The following is a 25,261-nucleotide window of genomic DNA, read 5'->3' as shown; positions in this document are numbered from 1 at the left end:
ACATCAGCGCTTGGCGGACGGATCGCGTCCATCTTCTTCACTCTGCTTCTGCCATAATGGAGCACAGATCCTGGCCTGCCAGGGAATCGGTGCCGCTCGGGGGGGCTCGGCCGATGACTATGGACCGTCGGATGACCAGCGGGCACTCGGTGGTCGCCACTACGGAAGAGCTGGTGACGGCGCACCTCGCCGAAGACCAAGTGCTCGCCGGCCCGGAGGTTGTGAGGGTGGTCGTCGACCCGCTCTGCGGGGCGACCGCCATGCCTGTGAGGGTGCGCCGGAGCCGGGCGCTCGAGTGCGCGCCGATGCCCACGGCGCAGCGCCCTGCATCGCTCTCGCTCGACACACTCCGTCCGCGACCCGTGCAGGCATCGTTCCTTCTCGCCTACCGATTCGACCAGGATGGCTACATCAGGTGGAATGGGCATCTACGGGGGCCTCAGTGCCGAATGACGGCTTCCTTCTCGGTGTCGGCTGATTTCGATGCCCCCCGGCCGCACCGTCACCCCCAGTAGGGAAGGAGGTGTAATGCTGGAAGTCGCGCCGAATTTGAATGGCAGCCAAAGTAATGCGTTGCAGATATATTTAAAGCAGCTAAATTGGTCGATCAGCGGCTTCGCGCGACGGGTGCATCAGCGCTGCCAGGTGATAGGGCTATCGAATACCGTCAGCCCGAGTACTGTTTCGCGGTGGTGCAGGGGGAAGACGGTGCCCGGCCCCGAGCTATGTGCTGCAGCCTGTCACGTTCTTTCATCCGCCCTGCACCAAATTGTGACGCCGGAGAGCTTAGGCTGGTCGGCGGCCTCAGAAGATATTGCGGCCGAATCCCTGGAATACAGTGGACTAGCTCACGCCGTGCGGATTCTGGGCAAGCTCTGGGAGCTTGACTTTCTATGCAAGCACAACAATATCCAGAGGATGTTCTTCGCTGTTACCTTTGACTCCGCCTCCCGTGAAGCGCTCGTCATGCCTCCCGATCTGGACCTTTCGGGACATGGCCACCGCAAGGTCTCGACTGCTGACGTAGAGCTCTTGAAACACCACACCCACCTGTACGGAAAATTGGATGCGCTGCACGGCAGCGGGAAATTCCGTAGCGTGTTCGCAGGTTTCATGGATGCTCACACCACTGAGCTCCTCCATGGGTCATTCTCTACGCAGCTAGGGCGGAAACTATACGGCAGCGTGGCGGACGCGGTACTCACGATGGCGAGCATGGCCTACGACGATCAGCTGCCCGGTCTTGCTCAGCGGTACGACCTGCAAGCGATGAGACTGGCCCAGGCGATCGGCGACCGCTCCCGCATCACACGCGCACACATCCATCATGCCCGGCTGGCCGCAGCTCACGGTGAGCGCAAGTGTGCGCTAACCCACGCCCGAAGTGCGGTTCTTGCGTCGGCCGGGGCGCCACCGCTCGTCAAGGCTTATGCCGCTGTCACCGAGGCCCGCGCATGGGCGTTCAACGGGCAGCCCAGCCAGACTTCTGCCGCAGTGGCCCGAGCCCGAGATGCCCTCAACCGTGCGGGTTCCACGGACCCGGGCTGGCTTTCGTGGCTCGACCGGTCTGAGCTCGAGCGGCAAGCGGCATGGGCGCTGGCAGTTGCCGGCTTGTCCGTGCCGGGAATGGATGCGCTGCATGAGGCTCTGAACGTGCCGAGCGACCATAGACGCGCCAATGTGGAGTTGCTCATCACTGCCGCCGAACTGGCGCGCCTTCGAGGTGACCTTGCCGAGCACGCTTCACTAGCAAAGCGCGCTGAGGATGCATCGCGACCGCTGATGAGTCGCCGCCTGGCGGCTCGAGTCAAACTGCTCGTCTCCGGTCAGCCGCTCGATGACTTCTAGTCGATGACCTGGAATCCTACCGCGGGAAAGCGCCGTCCGTTGACCTGGATTTCGACTGCGTACGCTCCCGGCGTGATCTTCGTATTTGCCGTCGTGCGTAGAGTGTGCCTTTTGGTGAGCGTAAGAGGATGGCCGGGTTTGGCCATGGCTCTCGCGAGAAAATAGACTTTCTCGCGACGCGCCCCTCGCTGCGTGGTTGAGGAGATCACGTATGTCACGTGCAGTGGAACCGGAGCCCTGGTTGATATTTCCGCAGCGAATAGGAGGGTATCGCCGTCCTTGAGTTCAGCATGTTCAAGATGGACCGGAGAGAGTTCGACCGGCGCGTCGATCGCGTAGCCGAAGAACTCGTATGCTGCTAGCCAGCCCGACTTGAGCCGAGTGCGAAGCGCCTCGCGTGCGATGAAGTCGAACTCCTTGCTCTGGGTCGCCCCGGAACTTTTCCAGCGCTGGAGGACGCCGAGGACGAGGTCAGGATTCTCGGAAGCGATGTCATGCAGATGATTCGCCACGGAGCGGGTCACGTACCGACTGGAGTCGGTGTACAACTGGTCGAGCACGGGCAGCGCGGCATCAATGGGCAGGGCGATGCGGGGGGACCACGGGAGCTTGGGGCGTGTGGACTCGCTGGCCAATCGGCGCACTCGATGGTCGGAATCTTTCGCCCACTTGCCGATCGCCGCCATGGTCTCGCTGGGAAAGTCGTTGAGGAAGTAACGAACGGCGTCCTCGGCAGAGAAATAGGGGGTCAGGCGCCGGAGCGCTTCGAGGGCGAAGCGCAGGTCTTCGCTGGTGCGGCAAAAGCGGGCAATGAAGTCGGAGTGGGGAGAGTAGATATGCAGGCCGAAATCCGAGGTTGCCCCAGCGGCCTCCGGGGTGGGTGGCAAAGACTGCAGAAGCACGTCGAGCGCCTGGCGGCCGGTTACTGGGAGGTAGTCCCGCAGAGCTTGACTGATTCGGGCAATGCGGGCTTTCAGTTCCAATCTAGGCAGGTCAGCAACCACCTCGCGGACGAACCCTTCCGCATCGAAGCCGGGGAGGACAGCCTGCACCTCCCTGCCGATCCGGGCGACGCGATCAGCATGCAACGCCTGCTCTTTGAGGGGAACCTTCGCGGTCGTCATGTGTAAACCCTAGCGACGACGGGGCACCGGCCGAGGGGAGCCTACTGTGCGCAATGCGGAGTGCCGAGTCGGCGCGAGCAGGCTATCGCACCGAGGTGCGATAAAGCAGGCGGTGGTGCCGCGAGCTGTCGCACGGGGACGCGGTGTGGAGGACGGCGAAATTGTCCCAGACGACGAAGTCGCCCTGACGCCATCGGTGGGTGTAGACGTACTGGCCGCTGGTCGCCCGCCCCAGCAGGTCAGCGAGGAGGCTCCTGCAGTTCTGGTTGTCCAGGCCGTCGATCCTGCTGATGACCATCGAGCCGAGCAGGAGTGACCGTGCACCGGTAACCGGGTGTTCTAGGACGAGCGGGTGTTCGACCTCGGGGTGGGTGGCGAGGCTGCCCACCGCTGCCGATGAGTGGCCGCCGTTGGCCTGGCCTTGGAGCGCGCACAGCCGCTGGACCGAGTGGACCGCGCGCAGACCTTCGAGGCGCTCCTTCAGCTCCGCGGGCAGGTCAGCGTAGGCTTGGGTCGTGTCGGAGAATCGGGTCTGTCCGCCCTGTTCGGGAGTGATCACCGAATAGAGCACTGTCGCCCGGCTCAGGAGAGGCTTGAAACTGTTGTCGGCGTGCCACTCCTCCTCGTTATCCCCATCGTAGATCCCGACGCGGACACCGTTCTCGACTAGATTGCTGATGACCGTGATGCCGGGGAATCCGCTGACGGCATACTGGGAGTCGACGTCGGTGTCCACGGTGCCGAAGTGTTCACTGACAGCGAGGATGTCAGCGTGGTTAAGGTGCTGGTCGGGGAAGATGAGGAGCCTGTGCTGCTGAAGGGCCTCAGCCAAATCCGCAGAATGCCTCAGGCGTGCATGCTGGCTGAGGTCGAAGTCGACGACTGCGCCGAAGCCTCCCGCCATCGGATGCGACGATAGGGCCATGCGAATCCTCCTGGCGAATGGGGTGAACATCGGCCGCGCTCAGTACTGAGGGGACTGCCGAAAGTGGCTTATATCCTTGACCCCCGACGCTGCCATGCACAGGCGCTCGACGCCGATACCAAGGCCGACGCTGCTGCCCGGCACCTGACCCGCGTCGATCGCGCGCCAGACCAGACCCTGCTCGTCGTCGTACAGGTCCGCCTCGCGGGCCCGCTGGGCGAATGCGACGCCGTCGACCTCGTCCTCATAGCCATGGACTACCTCGATGCCGTCGATGACGAGCTCGAATCTGTTGATCACGGCGGGTGTACCCGGGGTGAGGCGGGCGCATGGCTCGTCGCCGCCCAGCGGGTAGTCGGTCAGGAACACCGCCGCGGCCCTGCTCTTCGTCTCAAGCTCGTGCTCCACAAATTGCCCGAGCACGGTCCTGAACGGTGTCGTTGCGCTCAGACGCATGCGATCGGCGATCCGCATGGGTAGATCGCCGAGAGGCTCGCGCCGCAGGTTGACGCCGAACAGATCGAAGATGTAGTCCGCGACTGAGATCCGCACCGGCTTGTAGGCGATGTGCGGGGCGACCAGACGCACAGCCATGTCGTAGAGCCAGTCGAAGCTCTCCCCAGTTGCGTAGAGGTCGAGCATGGTGAACTCGCTCGAGTGGAGCTCGTCCGATGGTTCGTGGCGGAAGCACGGGCCGATCTCGAAGACTCGTGGATGGTATTCGAGATTTATGCGCAGGGCTGGACCGATCATCGTCCGCAGGAACCGGCCACCATCGAGATCGATTCGAGCCCGTCGCCGCGGGCCGAGATCGGTGCGTCGAGCGACTGGAGTGATCAGTTCGACAAAGGATTCAGCGCGCAAGGTGTCGCGCAGACTAAATAGGATCTCGGACTTCAGACCGATCGGGTCGAACACCGCAGTCATGTGGCTCTCCTCATTTGGGCCTCCTGCCAGGCCGGCTGGGCACGACCGCGAGCGCGCCAAGTCATTGGCTGACTCACAAAACTAGTCGCATCTGTCCCAAGTGGGAACCCGCCGTCGCGCATCGAGGAGCAGTTCGTGGCCGACTATGGTCGCTTCAGCGGGCCCTGTGGCACATACCAGCAGCTCAGAGGGCGCTGGCGTGCAAAGGATGTGCAACGGTCCGTGCATCGGACGCAAGTTCGCAGGCATTGTGCCCACCATGGGGGGAGTCATAACGTGTGGGGGCACGCGCTAGGCGTCCGCTACCGTGGTGTTCTGCTTGGGGAAGGTCCTTCCAAGTGTTGCATTCTCGTGGCGCGCGCACGCCTGGCCGCTGGCCGAGTTGTCGGATTCGACTCGTCTATCCGCTGCGGCTCGAAGAAAAGCACACCCTGATCACCGCGGATTCGCGGGATCCAGGCGACCGAAGGGAGAGCTCACAGTGTCCGCTCCAACGACCGGGATGCGTCCCGATGCGAGTGCGCTGAAGGTCGGGATGCGTCCCGACGCCAGTCTCAAGCTCGGGATGCGTCCTGACGCCGGCCTCAAGATCGGGATGCGTCCCGATGCGAGTGCATTGAAGGTCGGGATGCGTCCCGACGCCGTCGCAGCCTGAAGCTTCGCCGCTCGTTGCGCTCCGGCGCGCCACCCATGCCAGCACCGGCGTCATCCGGCGGTTGGTGCGCCGGGGCGGCGAGCGGGCCGTGCTTGTTCATGAAACGCGACCCGAATGCCGCGACGTCAGGAGGATCTGATGGGTAGTCCTGCCAGAAGCATGGTGCGGAAGCCGGCGCCACGAGGCAGGACTCGCAACGGGACCGGCGCGTCGGGGCCTGTCCGTAAGGCACTCGGAGCGGATCTCGTCGCCTCGCTCGAGCGGCTCTGCGGCCCACCGACCATCGGGCGGTCCGATGTCTGCCTGGACGTCGCGTCGATCGCTGTCGCCGCGGCTGTCGGCCACCTCATCGGCCACCTCGTCGGACCCCTGCTAGCCGTGTGCTACATCGGCGTCCGGCAGCGGCACCTGTCGAACCTTGCTCATGAGTGCGTCCACTCCAAGTTGATGGCAACGCGGCGGGAGAACCGCATCATCGGGTACCTGCTGACCGGTCTGCTCGGGGAGGGTTTCCAGCCATACCGCAGCAGCCATCTCATGCACCACGCTAGGCTCGGTTCGGATGACGATCCGATGTTCCGATCCTACCGGGCAGGCAACATTAATGTCGCCGGTGTGACACCTAGCCGACGCACCTTCGTCATTCGGATCATCGTGCGAGGCGCCCTCTGGCGGCTACCCAAGACCGCCGCCCTAACACTGGTCACAAAGAGTCCGGATGAGTCCTGGCGGGCGCCAGCCGCGCGAAGCGCTCTGTGGGCGGGCATCGTTGTAGCATGCTTGCCCTTCAACGCAGTGCTGTCGTTCCTCCTATATTGGCTGGTCCCGCTCCTTTTTGTCAGACCGGTCGTCACGTGGATCACAGACCTCGGTAATCACGCAGGCCTCATTGAGAACGCTGACCCGCTCCGGCAGACGCGCGGCTGGTCTTCCCATTGGCTGACCCGTCATCTCCTCGGTGGTCATCTCGATGACATGTACCACCCGCTCCACCACTGGTGTCCGCAGATACCCTGGCGGCGTCTACCTGAAGCCAAGGCTTCAGCCGCGCAGAGTCTGGAGCGATGGGGCGAAGTCCCGTGGTGCTCGGGCTACTTCTTCCGCCGCAGATCCACCCCAGATCAGCCGTGCGTGATCGAGGACATCATCCGTTGCCTGAGTGCGAACTCTACTGAGGTCGGCACTGGCATCAGTGAAGCGGCCGTATTACCCCTGCACTACCCAGAGTCGTTGCCGACCGGCTGGTGATTGTCACGGATGCGCTGGACGCCTGCGCCCAGTACATCCGAAGAGAACTGCGCTTCCCCCGCCAAGGAGACTGCACGCCATGACCGACCCCGCCAGTGGTGCGAACAGCTTTGACGAATGGACGCGGCTCAGCCAAGTCATCGTCGGTCGCGCCGAGTATTACACCGCCCACGACCTCGACACTTCGTGGCGGCTGTTCTTCTTCGACAATGTGGCTCCCACCCTAGGAAATGAGGGTGGCGCAGATCCTCTCCTGGCGATCCCTGAGCAACTGGTCGACGAGCTGAACGAGGACATTGCTGGCCTCGTCGACGCCCTGACCGGGTGCGGAGTGAGCGTTCTACGGCCCGCGACTCCGGGCAAGAATGTCGACATATGCTCCCCACTCTGGAATGCCCGAGCAACACCTCCCCTCAATGTCAGAGACCAGACGATAGTTCTCGGGAACACGATCGTGGAGACCGCGCCACACGTGCGCTCGAGAATCTTCGAAAACGATCTTCTCAAACCGCTCTTCTATTCCTACTTCGAGGGCGGGTCGAACTGGCTGAGCATGCCACGACCCGCGCTGGGGCGGGATTCCCTGGATGACGCCTATTTCCGCCGCCTTGGCATCGATGTCTCTCGTGCCACCGAAGGTGAGACGGCCCTGGGCATCGACGGCTTGGGCCTGGAGCTGGTTTTCGACGGCGCACAGTGCATGCGGCTAGGTCGCGATGTCCTAGTGAACGTGGCCAACCGCAATCATGAGCTGGCGCTGCGCTGGCTCACCGTCAACTTCCCCCATATGCGCTTCCATCGACTCGACGGAATAGCAGACAACCACATCGACAGTGTTGTGGTGCCACTGCGGCCTGGTTTGATGCTTCTGCGTTCGCCAAAATATTTGGCGTTCCTACCTAAGGAAATGCAAGCGTGGGATGTTATCTACCCCCCGGAGACGGACGAGTCCACTTTTCCCAAGTATGACGACTTCGGCTTCGTTATCCCCATCGCCAGCCGCTACATCGACATCAATGTGCTATCGATCGACGAGGAGACCGTCGTCGTCAATTCTCACTACCCTGAACTGATTAGCGTGCTCGAGGGGCGTGGCTTCACGGTTGTTCCGGTTCGCCATCGGCACCGCCGACTCTTCGGGGGAGGCTTCCATTGTTTCACTCTCGACACCGTCCGCGCAGGAGGTTGTGAAGATTACCTCGGCTAGCGACCCCGCTGCGCCCCCGGTCGCCCTTCCTCTCCATCTCACGACGCCGCGGATCGCACACCTATAGCGGCCGCCTGATCGTCTGGACAGCGAATGACTATCTATGCCCGGCCCCTCGACCGCAGTTTCTGGACCGACGAGTTCCTCTCGCGCACCAGTGTCGGGACGGCGCCCTTCCTGTTCAAGAACGTGATTCCAGCGGCCGCGGCGCGACCTGACGACGTCCTTGCCGGATTCGCAGCAATCCGTAGGACACACGTTGCCGGAACTGATATCGCAGCGCACGCTCGTGTCTATGTTGGAGAGGACCGGCGGGACGACCTCCTGCCTGGGGTGCTGAGTGCACCGGGGTGGGACGAGGGAGGCTTCGTCCAATGGTTGCAGACCCTGACTGTCGCCGAGCGCTTTAGCCTGGTAATCAACAATCTGGAGACCGTAAGCCCGCGGCTGGCCGCAGGGCTAGGAGCATTCCTTGCGTCCCTCCTTGACGGATGGGGCGTGCCTCTCGGTGGCGCTGAGCTGGTCGCGTTCGTCGGGAACTACGCGGGCACGGCGTTCGGTGTCCACGAGGGATTCGAGGACGCCTTCCTTGTCCACCTCGGGCCGAATCCGAAGAACTTCTATACGTGGTCCGCTGAGGCGTTTGAGAAGCTCACCGGCAGCAAGAATCCTCTTTATGGCGACTACTCGTGGCTGCTGGAACATGGCGAGCATTTCGTCCTGGAAGCTGGCGACATCCTGTTCCTGCCCCGTCGCGTATTCCACGTTGGGACCCAGGATGAGTTCAGCGTCTCAGTGGCTGTGCCGCTGTACACCTACCCCGACGCAGGCCTCCTTCGCGAGGTCCTGTTCCCCGAACTGTTCGCGTCCCTTCTCGCCGATCGCGGACCCGACCACGAGCTCAGCCATCCTTCGCCGATGGCGGCTTTGGCCGCGGGAAGTGGCCCGGTAGCGCAGCGCCTGACCGACCTCGCCCGCCCGACACTCGCCACCGCGCTTGAGGGGCTCGCTGCCGCCGTCGAGCAGCATGCAAGCCAGAGATGGAACACCATCCTCAGTAACGGCGGCTGGGAACTGGTGGACGGAGACCTCGCCCGGTCCGAGGCCGCCGCCGCGTTCAACGTAGAGGAGGTCGTGCCCGGCGCGTCGGTCTCAGTCATTGAGCCGTACCGGATGCTCGTCAGCGGTCAACGGATCTTCCTGCGCGGCTATGAGATCGCCATCGACGCCAGCGTGTTGCCCCCGAAGGTGGCCGCAGACCTCAGCGCTGGGACCAGCATCACCCTCCCCGAGGACGAGAACGTACTCGCCGCGATCCGTGCGCTAGGCGCGACCGGCGGCCTCCACGTCACCACTCGCTCCATCCACATGAAGGACATCGCGGCATGACCCCCGAAAACTCTCTCGTGCAGGCCTACTGCGAGTCTCACGCCGATACGCGCAGGTACATCAACGCTGCCCTTCTGGGAACCTGTGACTCGGGTGACGACCTGGTCGACAAGCACTTTGCACCGATGGTCGCCTGGGTGTTCGAGGAGATCCGGAACGTGGTTGGTCCGGACACGCTCACCGCAGCCCAGGCCCGCATGTACATCGAGGAGCTCTCGGTGTTCGCTCGCTACAATGCTCAGTTCCTCAAGGCTGCTGCCACCGCCGTGGAGGGATTCTGCCCGGAGCTCGCTCACGAACTGCGGCGCAACCACCTGGAGGAGGGCGGCGAGCGCGGCAAGGTCCCCGCGCACTACGTGCTGTACTCCAACGCCCTGCTCAGCGACCTCGGTCTTCTCGTCAACGGGCATGTCCCGGCCGACGAGACGGCCAAACTGGTCCTTCTCCACCAAGTGATGGTCGGCTCGCACATGCCCAGCTTGATAGCGGGAGGCTACTACGCAACGGAGGCCGTCGCGATCGCTGAAACCGCACTCCTGCGAGACATCACGAACCGCTACGGCGAGCTGACGGTCCGGGCCAGCGGCAAGGAGCTCAAGGCGCTGCACCACTACTACGAGCTGCATTTGGACGACGAGCACGATGCCGCGCAGATCGAGGGCTTGAGTGTCGAAGCTTCCCACATCGAAGGGCTAGCGCGGTTCATTAGGCAGAATGATCTGTTCCATCTCGACCTGTCACAGTCAACGGACGGCTTCCTGCAGATCTTCGAGGCGATGGCACACTGGTGGAGCGAACTGGCTACCCGAGCAAGGAGAATCGGATGAGCACCTCAGGCACTGAGCTTCGCTCTGGCGGCTGCCTGTGCGGAAAGATCAAGTTCACGGTCGTTGGCGAGCCGGATTACCCGCATACCTGCAGCTGCCCCCACTGCCAGAAGCTTTCTGGCGGCCCGATGATGTCGTGGGTGTCCTTCCCCTTGGTCGGACTCGTCTGGACCGGCGCGAGCGGCACACCATCCTGGTACTACACCTTCGAGGGTGAGACCAAGCGCGGCTTTTGTCCCAGCTGCGGCAGCCAGCTGTGTGCTCTCGACGACGGCGGCGACACCATCGCGATCACGCTCAGTGCGCTGGATGAGGCCACCGACCTCATCCCGGTCAACCAGTCCTTCCGCGGCGACGCGGTCACCTGGCTGCCGCAGGTGTCCGACACCCGGCACAGCGTGGTCGGCTGACGCTTACCGCCAACGACTCGGGTGGTGAGGAGACGTAGAGGACTCACCACCCCGGTGGCCGGAATGGCAAGCGCCGGCCTCTTTGCCGTGCGCTTTCCGAAGTGCGCGGCCATTCAGTCCCCTCGCCCTGGCGCTGCATCGGAGGCCCACCTGTCATGCTTCCTCCGCATGTAGTAAACGAGTTCGACAATCTACGTCGCGTAGCGATGCGTTACGCCGGCGACTTTACCCGAGACCTCGACGGCCCCGATGTCCACCCTGTCCTCGCTCGCCAGATGACGACCAGCAATTGGTCGCCCTACGACAGCACGAAGGTTCGCGCCCAGCAGGATGCTTTTATGGATCTATTGCGGGACCGTGGTGCGGAGATCGTCATACTCGACCCTGCTCCCGGATGCTCGTGCCAGCACTACCCGCGCGACCTCGGCTTCGTCATCGACAACGTCTTCGTAATGGCCCGCCTGAACTCCGAACATCGGAGACCTGAAGCATCTGCTCTGGCCGCTCTCACGGCGGGAATGCCGCGGGTCGCATACCTTCCGCGTGGCACAATCGAGGGCGGAGACGTCATGCTCCACGACGGATGCGTGCTAGTAGGCCTCAGCGAAGAGACATCTCTGTCCGGTGTCGCGGGCCTGCAGGCCATCCTCAATGCTCTCGGCGTCGACCGTGAGGTGATCCCCATCCGCTTCGCGGTTCCCGGCATCGTGCACCTGGACGATCATTTCAATATCGTCGCACCCAGAATTGCCCTTGTTCATCGGGCAGTGTTCCCCCCAGATCAGATTCTCTGGTTCGAGGAGCACTTTGACCGCCTCATCGAAGTCACGGATGATGAAGCATGTGCGGTGCAGGCGAATATGCTCGCGATTTCCCCAGGAGTAGTTGTTGCGGCTACCGGGAGCGACCGTATTTGCCGCGCGCTGGCAGCCGAGGGCATCGAGGTGCTCACCGTCGACTACTCGGCCGTGACCCAAATACCCGGTTCACTGCGCTGTACCACCCTCCCGCTCCTACGAATCTAATCAGCGTCAAACTGTTGCTTTTACAGGACCTTCTGGGCCGTTGCTAAATGTTGGCGGGGGCCAGTGCTGTGCGGTTGATGCGCGCGATGACGTCGTGGGCTGCGGCTTCGCGCTGGTGGGGGATGAGGCGGTCCCGCAGGTCTGTGATAGCGGTGGCATACCGGGCGGAGATCGGAACGCCCATGGCGATGTCCATCGCGGTGTGCGTGGCTGCGACGGCGGCCTCGATGTCGTTGCGTTGGGCGTGTCCGACCGCGATCACGGTTTGGGACAGCGCCGCGCGCCGACTGCGGTTCTGCCGGCGGGCGCCCTCGACGGATCGGTGGGCGTAGCGCTGCGCCTCTGCGGGGTCCCCCGCGTCACGCAGACTGTTTGCGATCTCTCCTGCGATGTAGGGCTCGTCGATAAACCTCGCCCACTCGGGTTCGTCTGCGACGTCGACTAGGTCGAACTTCCTCTCCGCGTGACCGATCGCGACCGCGGACTCGCTTCGCCGGCCCATGACCGCCAGGGCGCGTGCCTCCAGCACCCAGAGGTCGGTGAGGACGGCGGGGGCGTTGAGGTTGCCGAGTCCGTGACGGCCGGTACGGGCGAGGCGTAGGCCTTCGTCGGGGTGACCGAGCATCGTTGCCTGGTCTGCCAGGCCGGCCAGTACATGGGCTCCGAGCATCCGGTTCCCGGATGTCTCGGCGAGGCGCAGCGACTGGATGAGATAACGCTGGGCGACGCCTTGTTGCCCGGCGTCGAACGCCATCCATCCCGCGAGGTAGGTCTGTTCGGCGGCGACCTCGGCCAGCGCCTTGCGGACATGCGAGGGCTGGGACTCTGTGAGGAGCGGGAGTACGTGGTCGGTCAGGTACTGGGCGACCGTGCGGCGGGCGACTTCTCCACCGCCCTGGATGACGTCCATCTCCTGGAAGACCCCGAACATCGTTCGGATCGAGGAGATCGTGTCCATGTCCGCGCGGCGGGGGCCTCCGGCGTCGACGGCCTCCAGGCTGGCGAGGAGCCAGTCCCGGGAGGGTCCGGCGAGCGCCCCCAGAACGAACGATGATCGCAGTAGCAGGTCCCGACGGCGCACGTCTGCCCTCCCGATCTCATCAACGGTGACAAGCGTATGCCCCAACGAGGATCGATACACCAAGCCAGGAACGTCCCAGGGCTCCCTCTCGTGGCCAATCCCGTGGCTCGCTCCGGAACGCGCGGCGATTCGTGCTGTCGGGCTCAGGTCTTCGCTGGTCCGCGGCTGGGATGGGCGTGCGGGAGTTATCGGTTTCGGCTGGTCGGGGCTGGACTGGTTCCAGGGGTGGGTGATGCGTTCGCCGGGCATGGGCGGACGTAGCCCGAGCTCGGCCGGGGTGGCCTGGAGTACCGCGCACAGGAGACGCAGATAGCGGGGGCTGGGTTGGCTCGCACCTCGTTCCCACCGCGAGACAAGGCTGGCCGTCACCGCTGGCCGAGTGGAGTTGGGGTCCTCGCGTTGCCCTCGCTCTGCGATCTTCTCGGCGAGTTCGGGCTGGGTGAGCTGATACCAGGTGCGGTACTGCGTGAGCAGGTCCGCGCGCGTATGAGCTGTCACTCCACCTCCCCGTCACACAGCGAGCTCGGATCGGCTACAGCGTAAACACTCGGGGCCCGGCGAGGCCCGAACGCGACCACAAAAAGTCAGGGTGCCCTGCGCGGGCCGCTTACCCGTGACCCCATCAGGCCGGGAAGTCAAAGCCGCTTGCTCTGGTCTGACTCTTCCAGAGGTCCCTGGGCGTCAGCTCCTCCATGCGGACGACCTGGTGGGTCGCGGCCCTGCCAGGTGTAGCGGCGGGGTGAGCCGCTCGGGGCGCCCAAACCGGCCGCGAACAAGGCCAGTGAAAGGCCAGTAGAAGGCCAGGGTTTCGGTCTGTGCACCTGCGCTACGCCACGGTTCCATCAGAGCAGCAGCGCTCCGAGGCGGTGCCGGACGCCGGTCGTACGAGGAAAACGATGCCCGGCCAGCCACGAACGTTTCGCGGCTGGCCGGGGCGTGATGCCTTCGTGTGATCGGGCGCCTGGCACCCGGGGACCTGCGTCGTCCCCCGCCGGGTTCGGATCGACATCGGGTGTGCGGTCCGGGCTTGGCGGGTTCCATCGCCAGCCGTCTCCTGTCTGAGGAAGCCGTGTTCACATTCCCCGCCGCTCCGGCCATTCCGCGAGGGCGGCAGCTCCTCCAGTTCCCTCCCGCGGTACATGAGGCCATCGCCATCACGCGCGCGACAGAGAACGGTGAGGGCCACGGCGCGCTCTCGGCGGTGGCGCCGTGACCTCCATCGCGGATGTCTCGGTCGCGCGACTGCGGGAGGCGATGGTCGAGCGGATCCTGGCCGCCGAGCCGGTGTCGGCGCCGGTCGAGGCGGCGATGCGCACCGTGCCGCGGGAGCTGTTCCTGCCGGACCTGCCGCCCGAGGCGGCCTACCAGGACCAGGCCGTCGTCACCAAACGTGACATCTACAAGAACCCTGTGGGCTCGGTGTCGCAGCCGTCGGTGGTCGCGGCGATGCTGGAAGCGCTGCGGGTCGAACCCGGCCAGCGGATCCTCGAGCTGGGATCCGGGGGCTACGAGGCCGCCCTGTTGGCGAGGCTGACAGGGCGGACAGGTTCGGTGGTGAGCCTCGACCTCGAGGAGACCGTGGTCCGCCGCACCCACGAATGCCTGGGCACGGCCGGCTACACCGGGATCACGGCGCTGGTCTCCAATGGGCGCTTCGGGTTCGGGCTCCGTGCCCCCTATGACCGGATCGTCGTCACGTTCGACACGCCGGACGTGCCACAGGACTGGTTCGACCAGCTTGTCGAAGGCGGCAGGATCATCATCCCCCTGCACCTCCGCGGCCTCACCCACACCGTCGCATTCGCCAAGGTCGGTGGGATCCTGACCTCCGACGCGATCCGACCGTTCGCGTTCGGACCGATGCAAGGATTCGGTGTCCCCCGGCGGACCACGGTGACCCTGGCAGGCGGGGCACGGCTTGACGTCGGCCCTGACCAGGACGTCGACGTCGACGCGCTGTGCGCCGCGCTCGCCGGGCCACGTCACACCGTGGGAACCGGTGTGATCGTCGCTCCCGACGACACCCTGCTGCTGTCGAGCCTGGACCTGTGGCTGGCCACAGCCCAACCGACCTTGGGCCGGCTCCACACCGACACCCCCACCTATCAGACGGGCCCGGTCACAGAGACCATCCCGCCCGGAGCGCCGGCGATCTGGACCGACGCCACGCTCGCCTTCCTCGCCCTCGGACACACCACCGGGGACGGACTGGAAATCGGCGTGATCGCCTACGGGCCGGACCGGACCCGGCTCGCGGACCAGCTCGCTCACGATGTCCGTGTCTGGAACACGGAGCACCGCGGCGAGCTCCCCACGATCCACGTCTACCCCCGCGGCGTCGTCGAGAAGTCCCCGCCACCCGGCCGGCGCTTCGACCTGCCGTCCGCGCAGGTCCTGATCAGCTGGGGCTGAACCATGGCTTCGTCACGTTCCTCGTCGAAAACCGGGCGGGGCGGCCGGCCCATCAGCCGCTCCGCCGCGGGACCCGCCGACGCGGATCTTCTGATCGTGCACCGTCACCAGAAGCATCTCGAGGTCCGGCGCCGCCTGTCACCGGCCGAGACCACGGTCCTCGCTGGGGCACGGGTCCGTCCCGGGCAGGACCTGGTCGACCTCAGCCAGGCATCGACCCTGACCAGCGCCGCGCTCTGGGCTGTTCTCCCCGGCGGCAGCGTCACCACCCTGACCCCGACCGCGGAAGCGCTGCAGCGGATCCGGCCGACCCCGGAGAACGGCCACACCTGGGGATCGGTCTGGGACCTCACCGAAAACCCCGTACCCCTGCCGGACGCCAGCGTGGACGCGGTCATCGGCCGCAGTCTCCTCGGCCCGCTCCTGTACCCCCGCCGGATGCTGATCGACATCGCCCGTGTCCTCAAACCGGGAGGATGGCTGTCCCTGTGTGAGCCCCTGCTCGGGCAGAGCGGACCTATCGCCCTCGACGGTCTCAGCGCCCGCGAGATCGCCCAGGCCGAACGGGTTCTCGCCGGCGTCCGCCCCGCCGCCCACACCTTCACCGCGGCACACGCGATCGGCAACGCCCGCCTCGCCGGCCTCCTCCCGGTCGAACACACCCAGGAGACGGTCACCGCCCCCATCATCGGAGTCGCCGCGGCCGACACGGCGCTGCGCGCCGTGGGCCCGGCGGGAGAGTCCGCCTACCAGGCGATCAGCCGCGTCCTCGGCGCGGCCTTCGCCCACCGCTACGCCGAAGCATGGCGCTCGACCGCCCGCCGACGCCCCCTTCTCCTGCAAACCCCCATCGCCTACCTCACCATGACCAAACCGGAATCCGCCACGTGACGGCCCGCCATGGTCGGCCCCGCAGCTCTCGTCTCCCAACGTGGATCAGCCCCCAACATGGCGATCTATGATGCGGTGGGTAACCGGAGGGGGATTCTGTGATGCAGAATGACGCGGCCGGGCGCGGGTGACGCGGGTGCTTCCGGCGGACGCTGGCCTGAGCGCCACCGCCGGGCTACTGGACCCGGCACTGGCTACGTGGGGATGACCGCTCCTGAGGCGAGCACCGCCGCGCGGGGAGACGGCGAGGGCGTGGCTGTCGTGACCACCGGGGTCGTCATAGAGACCGCTGATGTCAGCAGTGACGGGCCGGTCATCATCGCTGTAGTCGATCACAGCGTGGACATCATGGCGGATCCTTTTCTCCAGTTGGAGGGTCATCACCTGCGGGTCATCCACCCCGGTACCGGGCTCAGCCACCCGATGGTCGGGCCCGCCGAGCTCCAGTCCGCTGACGTTCTCGTCTACCCAGGCGGCGACGGCGAGGACGCTGTCGCGCATTGCGTAGGACTGCTGCGCGCTTTCCCCGGCTGTGAGGTGACCGTCGCTGGCGAGGTCGAGGACTACGTGGTGGTCGCCCGTTACGCGCAGCCGCTACGGGTCGCGGTTGATCTGCCAGCGCCACCTGTCGCTAGCGCGGTCTACGGCTGGATCGCCTCGTGGTACTGGGCCCGGCGCCGACGGCCCCTCGCCGACATGCTGACCCGGCCGGTGGTTATCGACTACGCGGGGCGGCGCTACCCGGTGACTCTCACGCTGGACCCGTCGCTGTGAGCACGGCACATACAGGGCGGCAAGGCGGGCGCGGAGAGGCACGGTGTGCGCGGACGAGGAGTCTGCAGCGGGGCTGGGCTGGCGTGAGCGGCCCGGCCGGGGCGTCCGACGCGACGCGGGTCAGCGGGAGATGACCTCGGCCGCGGGCCGTGGCCTTCGGTGGCCTGACAACTATGGGGCGACGCATGTGACTGCGGGCGTTGTCACGAAGGTCGTGGAGGTGAGCGGCGATGCGCCGGTGTTCGCCGATGTGAGCAGCGATGGTCCGGTGGTGTTGTGGGTGGTGGAGCACGGCCTGGAGATCAAGGCGAAGCCCTCCTCGGTGCTGGAGGGGCATCATTTTCGGGCGACCCTGCCCCCCGGTTGGCGGGAATCGGCCTCGTGGACATGGGGGCCTAACGACCTCGCAATTGCCGATGTTCTTATCCACTCGGGTGGTGGCGATGACCTCGAGCGGTGCCTGACGCTTCTGCGAACCTTCCCCGGATGCGGCCTGGTGGCGTCCGGCGGGGTCGGGCAGTGCCTGGTCCTCGGCCCGTGCGCGCAACCGCTGCTTGTCGAGGTCGATCTGCCGGCAGCGGTCGTGGCCAGCGCTGTCATGGGCTGGACGATGTCGTGGCTGTGGTGGTTCAGGCGGTCGCGCCCACTCTCCGGCCTGCTGGCCCGGTCGGTGAGCATCGACTACGCCGGGCGGCGGCATCCGGCCACGATCACGCTGGCGCCATCGCTGTGACCATGACCCACGACGCAGGAGGGCACTCCGATGATGTTGACGATCAACACGCAGAACCTGCCCCGAGGTGGCCTCAGTGACGGAGTCGGCACACCGCAGGACCGGTGGCCCGCGTTGGCGGGCCCGTCTCGGCCCACATCGGCCGGATGTGGTTCTGCTTCAGTTTTCCGACCGCAGCCGCCGTCGATGCCTGCGCCGCGGGGATTCACGTAGCGGACAAGTCCGTGACGCTGCGGGATCGTGAGCGTGTTGCGGACGCGTGTCTGACGGGACCCGCGTGATCGAGCGAGATCCAGAGTCTCGATCAAATCGCCATCGCGACCGGATCCGGGTGGGCTACTGGGGCTTGGCCGGGCCGGGGTTCCGTGCGGCTGCGGACTGCGCTCGCGGTGCGAACCCGGTCCGGGCCGACCGGCCCGAGGGGTTACGGGCAGCGGACGACTGCACTCTCGACGATGCTTTCCCTGTCATCGGCGTCGACCGTGACGACCTTCCGCTGCTCGGCGTACTCCGACCGGCCCTGCTACCGCTCTTGCTCATGGTGCTCACCTCCGTGCTTGCCCTGGTGTTTCCGTGCCGACCGGGTGGGATGACGCCAACCGGCTGGTCGTCCGGTGGTCGTCTGGTTGATCCGGCCGGCGTGACCGCCGCCGCGGGAGCCGCCGACCGCGCCCAGGCTCGCCGGCAGCGGGCCGTCGGCTGGCAGGCCGAGAGCGGCTCGGTACTGGGCGTCGCGGAGTTCACGGCGACGCCGTGTCTTCTCGGTCCTCATCGGCATCACCCGTCCTGCTCGCCTCCGGACGCTCCTGTCCATGCTCGCGCGCCGACGCCGGCCGTGCGACAGCAGCCATGATCAAATATTGGGACTTGTCGGCCGGCGAAAAGCGGCTGGCCGGCCGGTCCTGCCGCTCACGGACCTTCCGCGGCGCATCGTCGCGGACCCGCACGGAAGGAAAGGCGTCAGATGGCCGAGGTTCGGTTCGCGACGTACAACATGCTCAACCTGTTCGAGTCCGACAGCGCCGAGGAGCGTGAGCGGTACGGGCGGGTCGTGGAGGTCATCCGCGGTCTGGACGCGGACGTCCTCGCGGTCCAGGAGATCATCGCCCCGAACGTCGAGGTCGCCGCGGCCCGGCTGCGGGCCCTCGCCGACGACGCCGGGATGGAGTGCGCCTACGAGCCGGACCGGCCCGCGATCGCCGCCGGCCGGCAGCGTTTCCACGTCGGCCTGCTGTGGCGGCCGGGCCTGACGGTGGTCCCGGGATCGTTCCGCACGTACGGGGCGGCCGACTTCTGGCACGCCCTCGCGAAGATCACATTGGAGATCGACGGGCGGCGGGTGCAGTACGCGAGCCACCATGGGACGCCGTTCGGCCGGCACATGCGGGCCGATCAGATGGAGCGGGTCGTGGCGGTGATGACCCGGCCCGAGGGCAGCCCGCCCGGTCTGGTCGGCGCGGACTGGAACTGTGTCAGCGCGGACCGGCGGCCGGACGGCACGTTCTACGACCCGGACCCGTATGCCGACAGTGACTGGTACGCGGACCTGATCTACCAGACCGTGTGGGGGTACGACGAACACGGCCGCCGGTGGCACCGGGCGGACCGGGAGCCCGGTGAGGTGCTGTACGCGGGCGGGCTCACGGACGCCGCGGTCGTGTTGGACCGGCCGTGGGAGGCCACCGTCGGGCACTGGCCCGGCAACACCTTCGGAGACCGGCGGATCGACGCGATCCGCGTGACCGCCGAGATCGCCCCGGCGCTGCGCGCGGTCGAGGTGACCCGGACCGAGCTGGCACGCAGCGCCTCGGATCACCTGCCCGTCACGGTCACCTACGAGACCACGGCTCTCGGCACGCAGGCACAGCGCAGCAATCCGCAGCTTCCCTCGTGAGGAAATCAGCCGAACGCAAGCGGTTGAGGCGGGACGGTCTGCGAAGATGATCCCCCGATAGTGGTGTGTGGGGAGGAAACGGTCACCGCCCCCATCATCGGAGAAGCCGCGGCCGACGCCGCGCTCCGCGCCACGGGACCGGCGGGAGAATCCGCCTACCAGGCGATCAGCCGCGTCCTCGGCACCGCCTTCGCCCGCCGCTACGCCGACGCATGGCGCTCAACCGCCCGCCGACGCCCCCTTCCTCCTGGGAACCTCCATCGCCTACCTCACCGTGACCTAACCAGGCGCCAGCCGATGACAGCGGCGGGGCCGGCCGGCCCCGCTGAGGGCCGCTGTCGTTACTGTCCGGTACATGGGCCGATGTTGATCTCTCTCGCACCCCGCTTTTTGCTGGCAGCGAAATGTCCCGAAGATGCCATGCACCTGCATTGGCACGGCACGATGCCGCACGATGACCCTCCTGGACATCACTCTCCGCAGTGAAGCTGTCGGCCTTCCGGGGTGAGTCTCGGCCGAATCCCGGCGTTGGGACAGTCGACGATGCGCGTCACAGCCCTCGACCCGTGTCGATGCCTTGGCCAGAGGATTTCCTCCGGGCCCGCGCAGCCATTTTGTGATCTTGAGTGCGCCGAGCGGGTATGTCTCCCCGATGGGTCGCGAGCGCCCTCCTGTTCGCCAAAGCACCGAAGGCGCGATCGCGGAGTGTAGCCACTCCCTTTGCTCGCGCGCATAATAGTTCGCGCCGCCGCGGATGCGTCTGTGACGTTCACCTCCCTTGTCATTCATTCCCGCTGGTGGTCTAACTCTCTGGCACTTCGGCGAGTCACCAACGTGATAAGGCAGGGGTCAGATGGGTAACGGAACGTGAGGCGGCGCGGATGGTCGGCGGCCCTGCTGGTCCTGCTCGCGACCGGTGCCTGCGCCGACAGTCCTGGCGACCCACCGGCGCCGCCGGCGTCGGCGGCGCCTTCTCCATCTGCCGTCAGCCCCTCGGCGTCGTTGACCCCGGCGGAGATCGCTGAACGCGACGCGCTCACTGCCTATCGGGGGATGTGGGAGGACTGGGTTGCCATCGCGGAGACATCCGACTACGCGAGTCTCAGGATGGCGCGACATGCGAGCGGGAGCGCACTGACGCTTGCCTACCGTGCGGTTTACACGAACTGGCGGAACGGGGTCGTTTCTAAGGGAACGCCGGGGCTCAGCCCACACGTCACGGCAGCGGATCCTGCGGGCAGGCCGGATCGGGTGACTGTTACCGACTGTGTGGACACCACAAAGTGGCTCAACTACACGCCCGATGGTGTACTTCAGGACGATGTCCCCGGTGGTCGAAGTAGCAGCCAAGCACTGGTGCTCTTCCATGACGGCACCTGGAAAGTTGATCAGCTGGTCATTCAGAATAAAGGCACGTGTTGAAACTCTCCCCGCTGATCGCCGGTGCGGTCCCACTCGTGATGCTCCTCCAGGCGACGGCAGCTCGAGCGGACGACGTCCTGTTCGGAGCTCGATGCCAACAGGCCGACCGAGCCTGTGACGTCTGGGCCGGAACCCAAGGAACTCCCGCCGACGACGTGTATCAGAATCACGCGCCAGTACTATCTCCAGCGGACGCTTCAGGAAGCGTAGAGGAATGCGATGTTCCGGTGCTAGGAAAGGTGCCGTGCGTCGATCCAGAACTGGGACGACTCGCCAGTGATGGCTGCTATTACAAGGCTCGGCCCGATTTCACGCCTCCGGCGATCCTTGCTGCGGAAGTCACTCCGGGAATTCCCGGCTCCTGGTATGAGCGCAAATGCCCCGGGGTGAGTAGCAGCTACGGAATCGTGTGGCGGCCCGATGCGCAGATGGGCGCGGTCGTTCCTCCGTCGCCGGAGGTGATGGCGCAGCGGGCGGTGAACCGCCTGGTGTTGCCCGCCCCCGCTTTCGGGTTGTCCCCGGATGTGGAGACGGTGCAGCTGGTCGGGGTGCCAGTGTGGCTGTGGGTCGACGCGGCGAGCTGGATGTCGGTATCAGCGACGGCCTCGGTGCCGGGGGTGTCGGTGACCGCGACGGCGCGTCCGGTGTCAGTGGTGTGGGACTTCGGGTCGGGCGGACAGGTGCGGTGCGCGGGACCCGGGCGGGCGTTCCAGGCTGGTGTGGATGATCCCGCGGCGATGTCGGAGTGCGCGATCAGGTTCACGAGGGGCTCCGCGGGCGAGCCCGGGGGTCGGTTTCCGCTGACGGTCACGGTGTCGTGGCAGGTCGGCTGGGTGGGCGGGGGGCAGACCGGTGAGGCCGCCGGCCTGACGTCGCAGACGACGGCGTCAGTTGCCGTCGGGGAGTCACAGGCGCTGGTGCTGTCGGGGTCGGGCCGGTGAGCGGCACGAGGCGGCCTCGACACAATGAAGACGCCCGTCTGGGGGCGCAGAGCCGTGCGCGGGGTGGGATGGCACGGCGGGCGCTGGTCGGGGTGGTGCTGGTCGCGCTGTCGGTCGCGGCGTTCGTCGCCGTCGGGAACGAGCGTCAGGCGCGGCGCGATCTGCTGCTGGTGGCGCGAGACGTGCCGGCGGGCCAGGTGCTGACCGCGCAGGATCTACGCGCTGTGTCGGTGGGAGCGGCTGGCGGGGTGGACGTGGTGGCCGCGGACGGCGTGGCCGCGGTGCTGGGCCGGGTGGCGGTGGTGCCGTTGCTGGCGGGCAGTCTGCTCCCGGCCGGGGCGGTGGGTGATGGGTCGCGGGTGCCGCCGGAGGGGCAGGCGCTGGTCGGCGCGTCGCTGCGGGCGGGCCAGTTCCCTCCGGGGCTGGCGCGGGGCGACAGGGTGTCGATCCTGCTCACCGCGGTGTCGGCCCAGGCGGGGACCGTCAGCGGGAGCGTGTCTACGCCGTCCACACCGTCCACGGAGTCGGGGGCGCGGTCGGTGGAGGGCCTGGTCGTGGGTGTCGGCGCCGGGCTGGCGGATCCGACCGGTGACGGCGGGGTGGTCGTGTCGCTGCAGGTGGCCGGCGGGGATGCCGCGCCGGTGGCGGAGGCGGCGGCGGCGGGCCGGGTCGTGCTGGTGGTTCGGGCGGTGTCCCGGTGAGCGGGGTGGGTCTGGTCGCGGTGGGCGCGTTGAAGGGCTCGCCGGGGGTGACGACGGCGGCGCTGGCGCTAGCGGCGGTGTGGCCGGCTGGCGCGGCGGATGCCGGTCCGCTGCTGGTGGAGGCGGATCCGTCGGGTGGTGATGTGGCTGGCTGGTACGGGCTGCTCGGCTATCCGGGCCTGCTGGCCTGGGCGGCTGCCGCACGGGGCGGGGCGGCGGCGGTGGACGCGCATGTGTGGGCGCTCGCCGGGGGTGTGGGGCTGGTCGCGGCGCCGGTGGAGGCGGGCTCTGCCCGTGGGGCGGTCGCGGTCCTGGCACAGACCGGGTCGGTGCCGTGGGCCGCGTCGGGCCGGCTGGTCGTGGCGGACTGCGGCCGGCTTGATCCCGGCTCGGTCGCGCTCCCGATCGCGGGGGCGGCCGGGGTGCTGGTCGTGCTGGCGCGCCCGGTCCCCGCCGAGCTGGCCCGGGTCGCGGGCCGGGTGGAGGAGCTGACGGGCGCGGGCCGCCGGGACTGTGTGCTGGTCCTCGCCGGGGAACCGGAATGGTCGGCCGGGCGGGTCGAGGAGGCGGTGGGTCTTCCGGTCGTGGGGGTGATACCGCATCATCCGCGGGCGGCGGCCGGGGTGGCGGGGGGCCGCTTTGGTCGTGGCGCCCGCCGTTCCCAACTCCTGCGTGCCGCCGCGGACATCGCTGCCGATCTCGATCGTCGCCTCGCCGGCCGGCGCGGCGGATCGTCGCGGGCCCTCGCCGCGCTGCCTTCCGCCGCCCCGCTCCCCGCTGTCCCGCCGGGCTCGTTGCCGCGGGCGGGTGGTCGTCTCCCGGTGGTGCCGGGTGCGACGTTCACGATCTCTCGGCCGGGTGGGCAGGCGGCGGCGTCTGGCTGGGTTCCCACGACCCCTGACCGGGAGGGCTGGCAATGACCGGCGACCTGGACGCGTTCGCGGCGCAGGTTCGGGCCCAGGTGGGCGCGGCGCTGTCCGCGCGGCTGCAGATTCGCGAGGCGCGCGGCCTCCCGCCGCTGGGGCGGGATGATCAGCGGGCGTTGGCCTCCGAACTGATCGCGGAGGTCCTCGCGGAGCATGCCCACGCCCAGCTCGCCGCGGGCGGTCAGCTGCCGTCTCGCCACGACGAGGAGCGGCTCACCCGGGCGGTCCTCGACGGCCTGTTCGGGCTGGCTGGGTTGCAGCATCTCCTCGACGATCCCACCGTTGAGAACATCTCGGTGAACGGTGCCGATGTGGTGTGGGTCAGCCGGTTCGACGGCTCGCGTGAACGGATGCCGGCGGTGGCGCGTTCCGACGCGGAGCTGGTCGAGCTGGTCCGCACGGTCGTGGCACGGGCCGGGGTGGAGGAACGTCGCTGGGACCGGGCGTCGCCGGAGGTGTCCTGCCAGCTGCCGGACGGGTCCCGGCTGCACGCGCTGATGGCGGTCGCGCACCGTCCGGCCGTGTCGATCCGCCGCCACCGCTACCAGCGGGTCACGGTCGACGCGCTGACCGACCTGGGCATGCTCAGCCCCGAGCTGCGGCACTTCCTGAAGCTGCTGGTCCTGGCCCGACGCAATGTGCTGATCGCGGGTGGGACCGGGATCGGGAAGACGACGTTCCTGCGGGCGCTGGCCGCCGACGTCCCGTACGCCGAGCGGATCATCACGATCGAGGACGCCTACGAGCTCGGTCTGGACCGCGACGGCCAGCACGGTGACGTCGTCGCGTTGCAGGCCCGCCAGCCCAACATCGAAGGCGAAGGCGCGATCAGCCAGGCCGACCTCGCACGGGCGGCGCTACGGATGAGCCCGGACCGGGTGATCGTCGGGGAGGTGCGCGGCGCCGAGGTCATCCCGATGCTCAACGCCATGTCCATGGGTGTGGACGGGTCGATGGCCACCATCCACGCCTCCTCCTCCGCCGGGGTATTCCTCAAACTCGCCGCCTACGCGGCGCAGTCCGCGGAGCGGCTGCCGTTGGACGCGACCGCGCTGCTCGTCGCCGCTTCGGTGCACTTCGTCATCCACCTGGACCGCACCGCCGGCGGGCGCCGGGTGGTGTCCAGCGTCCGGGAGGTCGTCGGGGCCGACGGGCTGCTGGTAGCGACGAACGAGGTGTGGCGCCCCTGCCCGGACGGTGCCGCGGTGCCCGGGGCGCCGCTAAGCCCGCAGAACACCGCGCTCCTCGCCGCCCACGACCACCGCCCGCTACCGGGCGTGATCAGCACCGGTGGTTGGGAGGCGGTCCCGTCATGGTGAACACGACCACGGCCGGGCTGGTCCTGGCCCTCGGGTGCGGGGCGGCCTGCGGAGTCGGCCTGTGGCTGGCCGGTACCGGAAGCGCACCGGCCGCGAGCGCGCTGCGCCGTGCGGCGGCCCGCCGGATCGGCGACGGGTTGTCCCCGCAGGCCCGGCACGCCCGGACCGCCGGGGCCGTCGCCGCCGCGGTCGGAGTAGGTCTGCTGACCGGCTGGCCGGTCGCCGCCTCGCTGGCCGCCCTCACCGTCCTGCTCGCGCCGGGCCTGCTCGCCGCGAGCCGGACGGAGAAAACACAGACCGCACGGGTCGCCGCGATCGCGGTCTGGACGGAGATGCTGCGCGACACCCTCGCCGGCGCCGCGGGTCTCGAGCAGGCGATCCGTGCCACCGCCCCCCTCGCGCCGCTGCCGATCCGCGTCGAGGTCCTCACCCTCGCCGCCTCCCTGGACAACGGGACACGGCTGCCGGACGCGCTGGTGGTGTTCGCGGACGAGCTCGACGACCCGACCGCGGATCTGGTCGTGGCCGCGCTGGTGATGGCCGCGTCCCGCCAGGCCCGCCAGCTCGCGGACCTGCTGGGCC

The 25,261-nt window shown here is 67.2% G+C and carries 23 protein-coding genes; 18 read left to right on the top strand and 5 right to left on the bottom strand.

Going from position 1 to position 25,261, the window contains the following annotated elements; translation table 11 throughout:
- Positions 1–528 precede the first annotated feature (528 nt).
- On the top strand, positions 529–1,848 hold the full coding sequence (locus tag ACG83_RS40540; protein WP_200931475.1) for a helix-turn-helix transcriptional regulator: 1,320 nt from the start codon (positions 529–531) through the stop codon (positions 1,846–1,848).
- Here the strand turns inward: ACG83_RS40540 and ACG83_RS40535 are convergent.
- The 3 genes from ACG83_RS40535 to ACG83_RS40525 all read right to left on the bottom strand — a co-directional run bounded on the left by ACG83_RS40535 (position 1,845) and on the right by ACG83_RS40525 (position 4,824).
- The gene (locus ACG83_RS40535; RefSeq protein WP_054571553.1) at positions 1,845–2,972 is read right to left on the bottom strand and encodes a hypothetical protein; all 1,128 of its coding nucleotides are present in this window, start codon (positions 2,970–2,972) and stop codon (positions 1,845–1,847) included. The two genes, ACG83_RS40540 and ACG83_RS40535, sit on opposite strands and share 4 nt — an antisense overlap.
- 82 nt (positions 2,973–3,054) lie before the next feature.
- The gene (locus ACG83_RS40530) at positions 3,055–3,897 is read right to left on the bottom strand and encodes a TauD/TfdA family dioxygenase (protein ID WP_054571552.1); all 843 of its coding nucleotides are present in this window, start codon (positions 3,895–3,897) and stop codon (positions 3,055–3,057) included.
- A gap of 39 nt (positions 3,898–3,936) precedes the next feature.
- Positions 3,937–4,824 carry an amino acid--tRNA ligase-related protein gene (locus ACG83_RS40525; RefSeq protein WP_200931474.1) on the bottom strand — a complete coding sequence of 296 codons (888 nt, stop codon included), beginning with the start codon at positions 4,822–4,824 and terminating at the stop codon, positions 3,937–3,939.
- A 481-nt stretch (positions 4,825–5,305) separates the two neighbouring features.
- Between ACG83_RS40525 and ACG83_RS46360 the strand changes: the two genes are divergently transcribed.
- From ACG83_RS46360 to ACG83_RS40495, 7 genes are all read left to right on the top strand, one after another.
- The gene (locus ACG83_RS46360; RefSeq protein WP_165615951.1) at positions 5,306–5,479 is read left to right on the top strand and encodes a hypothetical protein; all 174 of its coding nucleotides are present in this window, start codon (positions 5,306–5,308) and stop codon (positions 5,477–5,479) included.
- 138 nt (positions 5,480–5,617) lie between these two features.
- Entirely contained in the window at positions 5,618–6,727 is a 1,110-nt protein-coding gene (locus tag ACG83_RS40520; RefSeq protein WP_083473987.1) for a fatty acid desaturase, read from the top strand.
- Between the two features lie 79 nt (positions 6,728–6,806).
- A complete protein-coding gene (locus tag ACG83_RS40515; RefSeq protein WP_054571551.1) occupies positions 6,807–7,934 on the top strand; it encodes a hypothetical protein in 1,128 nt (375 codons plus the stop codon).
- 93 nt (positions 7,935–8,027) lie between these two features.
- Positions 8,028–9,323: a JmjC domain-containing protein gene (locus tag ACG83_RS40510; RefSeq protein ID WP_054571550.1), complete on the top strand. Its 1,296-nt coding sequence runs from the start codon at positions 8,028–8,030 to the stop codon at positions 9,321–9,323.
- On the top strand, positions 9,320–10,150 hold the full coding sequence (locus ACG83_RS40505) for a DUF3865 domain-containing protein (RefSeq protein WP_054571549.1): 831 nt from the start codon (positions 9,320–9,322) through the stop codon (positions 10,148–10,150). The genes ACG83_RS40510 and ACG83_RS40505 overlap by 4 nt, the downstream gene beginning before the upstream one ends.
- On the top strand, positions 10,147–10,560 hold the full coding sequence (locus ACG83_RS40500) for a GFA family protein (RefSeq protein ID WP_054571548.1): 414 nt from the start codon (positions 10,147–10,149) through the stop codon (positions 10,558–10,560). The genes ACG83_RS40505 and ACG83_RS40500 overlap by 4 nt, the downstream gene beginning before the upstream one ends.
- Before the next feature lie 155 nt (positions 10,561–10,715).
- Positions 10,716–11,585: a dimethylarginine dimethylaminohydrolase family protein gene (locus tag ACG83_RS40495; RefSeq protein WP_054571547.1), complete on the top strand. Its 870-nt coding sequence runs from the start codon at positions 10,716–10,718 to the stop codon at positions 11,583–11,585.
- 43 nt (positions 11,586–11,628) lie between these two features.
- On the opposite strand, the gene ACG83_RS40490 is transcribed toward ACG83_RS40495, so the two are convergent.
- On the bottom strand, positions 11,629–13,164 hold the full coding sequence (locus ACG83_RS40490) for a helix-turn-helix transcriptional regulator (protein ID WP_083473986.1): 1,536 nt from the start codon (positions 13,162–13,164) through the stop codon (positions 11,629–11,631).
- A gap of 711 nt (positions 13,165–13,875) precedes the next feature.
- Between ACG83_RS40490 and fxlM the strand changes: the two genes are divergently transcribed.
- The 4 genes from fxlM to ACG83_RS40470 all read left to right on the top strand — a co-directional run bounded on the left by fxlM (position 13,876) and on the right by ACG83_RS40470 (position 17,476).
- Entirely contained in the window at positions 13,876–15,078 is a 1,203-nt protein-coding gene (gene fxlM, locus ACG83_RS40485; RefSeq protein ID WP_091286515.1) for a methyltransferase, FxLD system, read from the top strand.
- A gap of 3 nt (positions 15,079–15,081) precedes the next feature.
- A complete protein-coding gene (locus tag ACG83_RS40480) occupies positions 15,082–15,969 on the top strand; it encodes a methyltransferase domain-containing protein (protein ID WP_083473985.1) in 888 nt (295 codons plus the stop codon).
- 204 nt (positions 15,970–16,173) lie between these two features.
- Positions 16,174–16,743 (top strand): hypothetical protein, encoded by a 570-nt coding sequence (locus ACG83_RS40475; RefSeq protein ID WP_091286518.1) that lies wholly within the window; start codon positions 16,174–16,176, stop codon positions 16,741–16,743.
- Positions 16,744–16,963: 220 nt separating this feature from the next.
- Complete coding sequence (locus ACG83_RS40470) at positions 16,964–17,476, top strand: hypothetical protein (RefSeq protein ID WP_131799644.1); 513 nt, start codon at positions 16,964–16,966, stop codon at positions 17,474–17,476.
- A gap of 523 nt (positions 17,477–17,999) precedes the next feature.
- Here the strand turns inward: ACG83_RS40470 and ACG83_RS45690 are convergent.
- A complete protein-coding gene (locus ACG83_RS45690; protein WP_161934860.1) occupies positions 18,000–18,248 on the bottom strand; it encodes a hypothetical protein in 249 nt (82 codons plus the stop codon).
- Positions 18,249–18,440: 192 nt separating this feature from the next.
- Here ACG83_RS45690 and ACG83_RS40460 point away from each other — a divergent pair, with 192 nt between their 5' ends.
- The 6 genes from ACG83_RS40460 to ACG83_RS40435 form a co-directional block, all read left to right on the top strand.
- Positions 18,441–19,370 (top strand): endonuclease/exonuclease/phosphatase family protein, encoded by a 930-nt coding sequence (locus ACG83_RS40460; RefSeq protein WP_054571542.1) that lies wholly within the window; start codon positions 18,441–18,443, stop codon positions 19,368–19,370.
- Between the two features lie 1,808 nt (positions 19,371–21,178).
- Complete coding sequence (locus tag ACG83_RS40455) at positions 21,179–21,733, top strand: hypothetical protein (RefSeq protein WP_235498513.1); 555 nt, start codon at positions 21,179–21,181, stop codon at positions 21,731–21,733.
- 68 nt (positions 21,734–21,801) lie between these two features.
- Positions 21,802–22,434, top strand: a complete 633-nt coding sequence (locus tag ACG83_RS40450; protein WP_063793379.1) for an SAF domain-containing protein — start codon at positions 21,802–21,804, stop codon at positions 22,432–22,434.
- Positions 22,431–23,354 (top strand): hypothetical protein, encoded by a 924-nt coding sequence (locus tag ACG83_RS45100; protein WP_054571541.1) that lies wholly within the window; start codon positions 22,431–22,433, stop codon positions 23,352–23,354. The genes ACG83_RS40450 and ACG83_RS45100 overlap by 4 nt, the downstream gene beginning before the upstream one ends.
- Positions 23,351–24,679, top strand: coding sequence for a CpaF family protein (locus tag ACG83_RS40440; RefSeq protein WP_054571540.1), 1,329 nt, complete (start codon positions 23,351–23,353; stop codon positions 24,677–24,679). Before ACG83_RS45100 ends, ACG83_RS40440 begins: the two co-directional genes overlap by 4 nt.
- On the top strand, positions 24,673–25,261 hold a 589-nt coding region (locus ACG83_RS40435), incomplete at its 3' end, for a type II secretion system F family protein (protein ID WP_054571539.1). The genes ACG83_RS40440 and ACG83_RS40435, both read left to right, overlap by 7 nt.

Origin of the sequence: Frankia sp. R43 (assembly GCF_001306465.1) — a bacterium.
Classification (GTDB): domain Bacteria; phylum Actinomycetota; class Actinomycetes; order Frankiales; family Frankiaceae; genus Parafrankia; species Parafrankia irregularis.
This window is presented reverse-complemented; position numbering and strand designations above follow the sequence as displayed.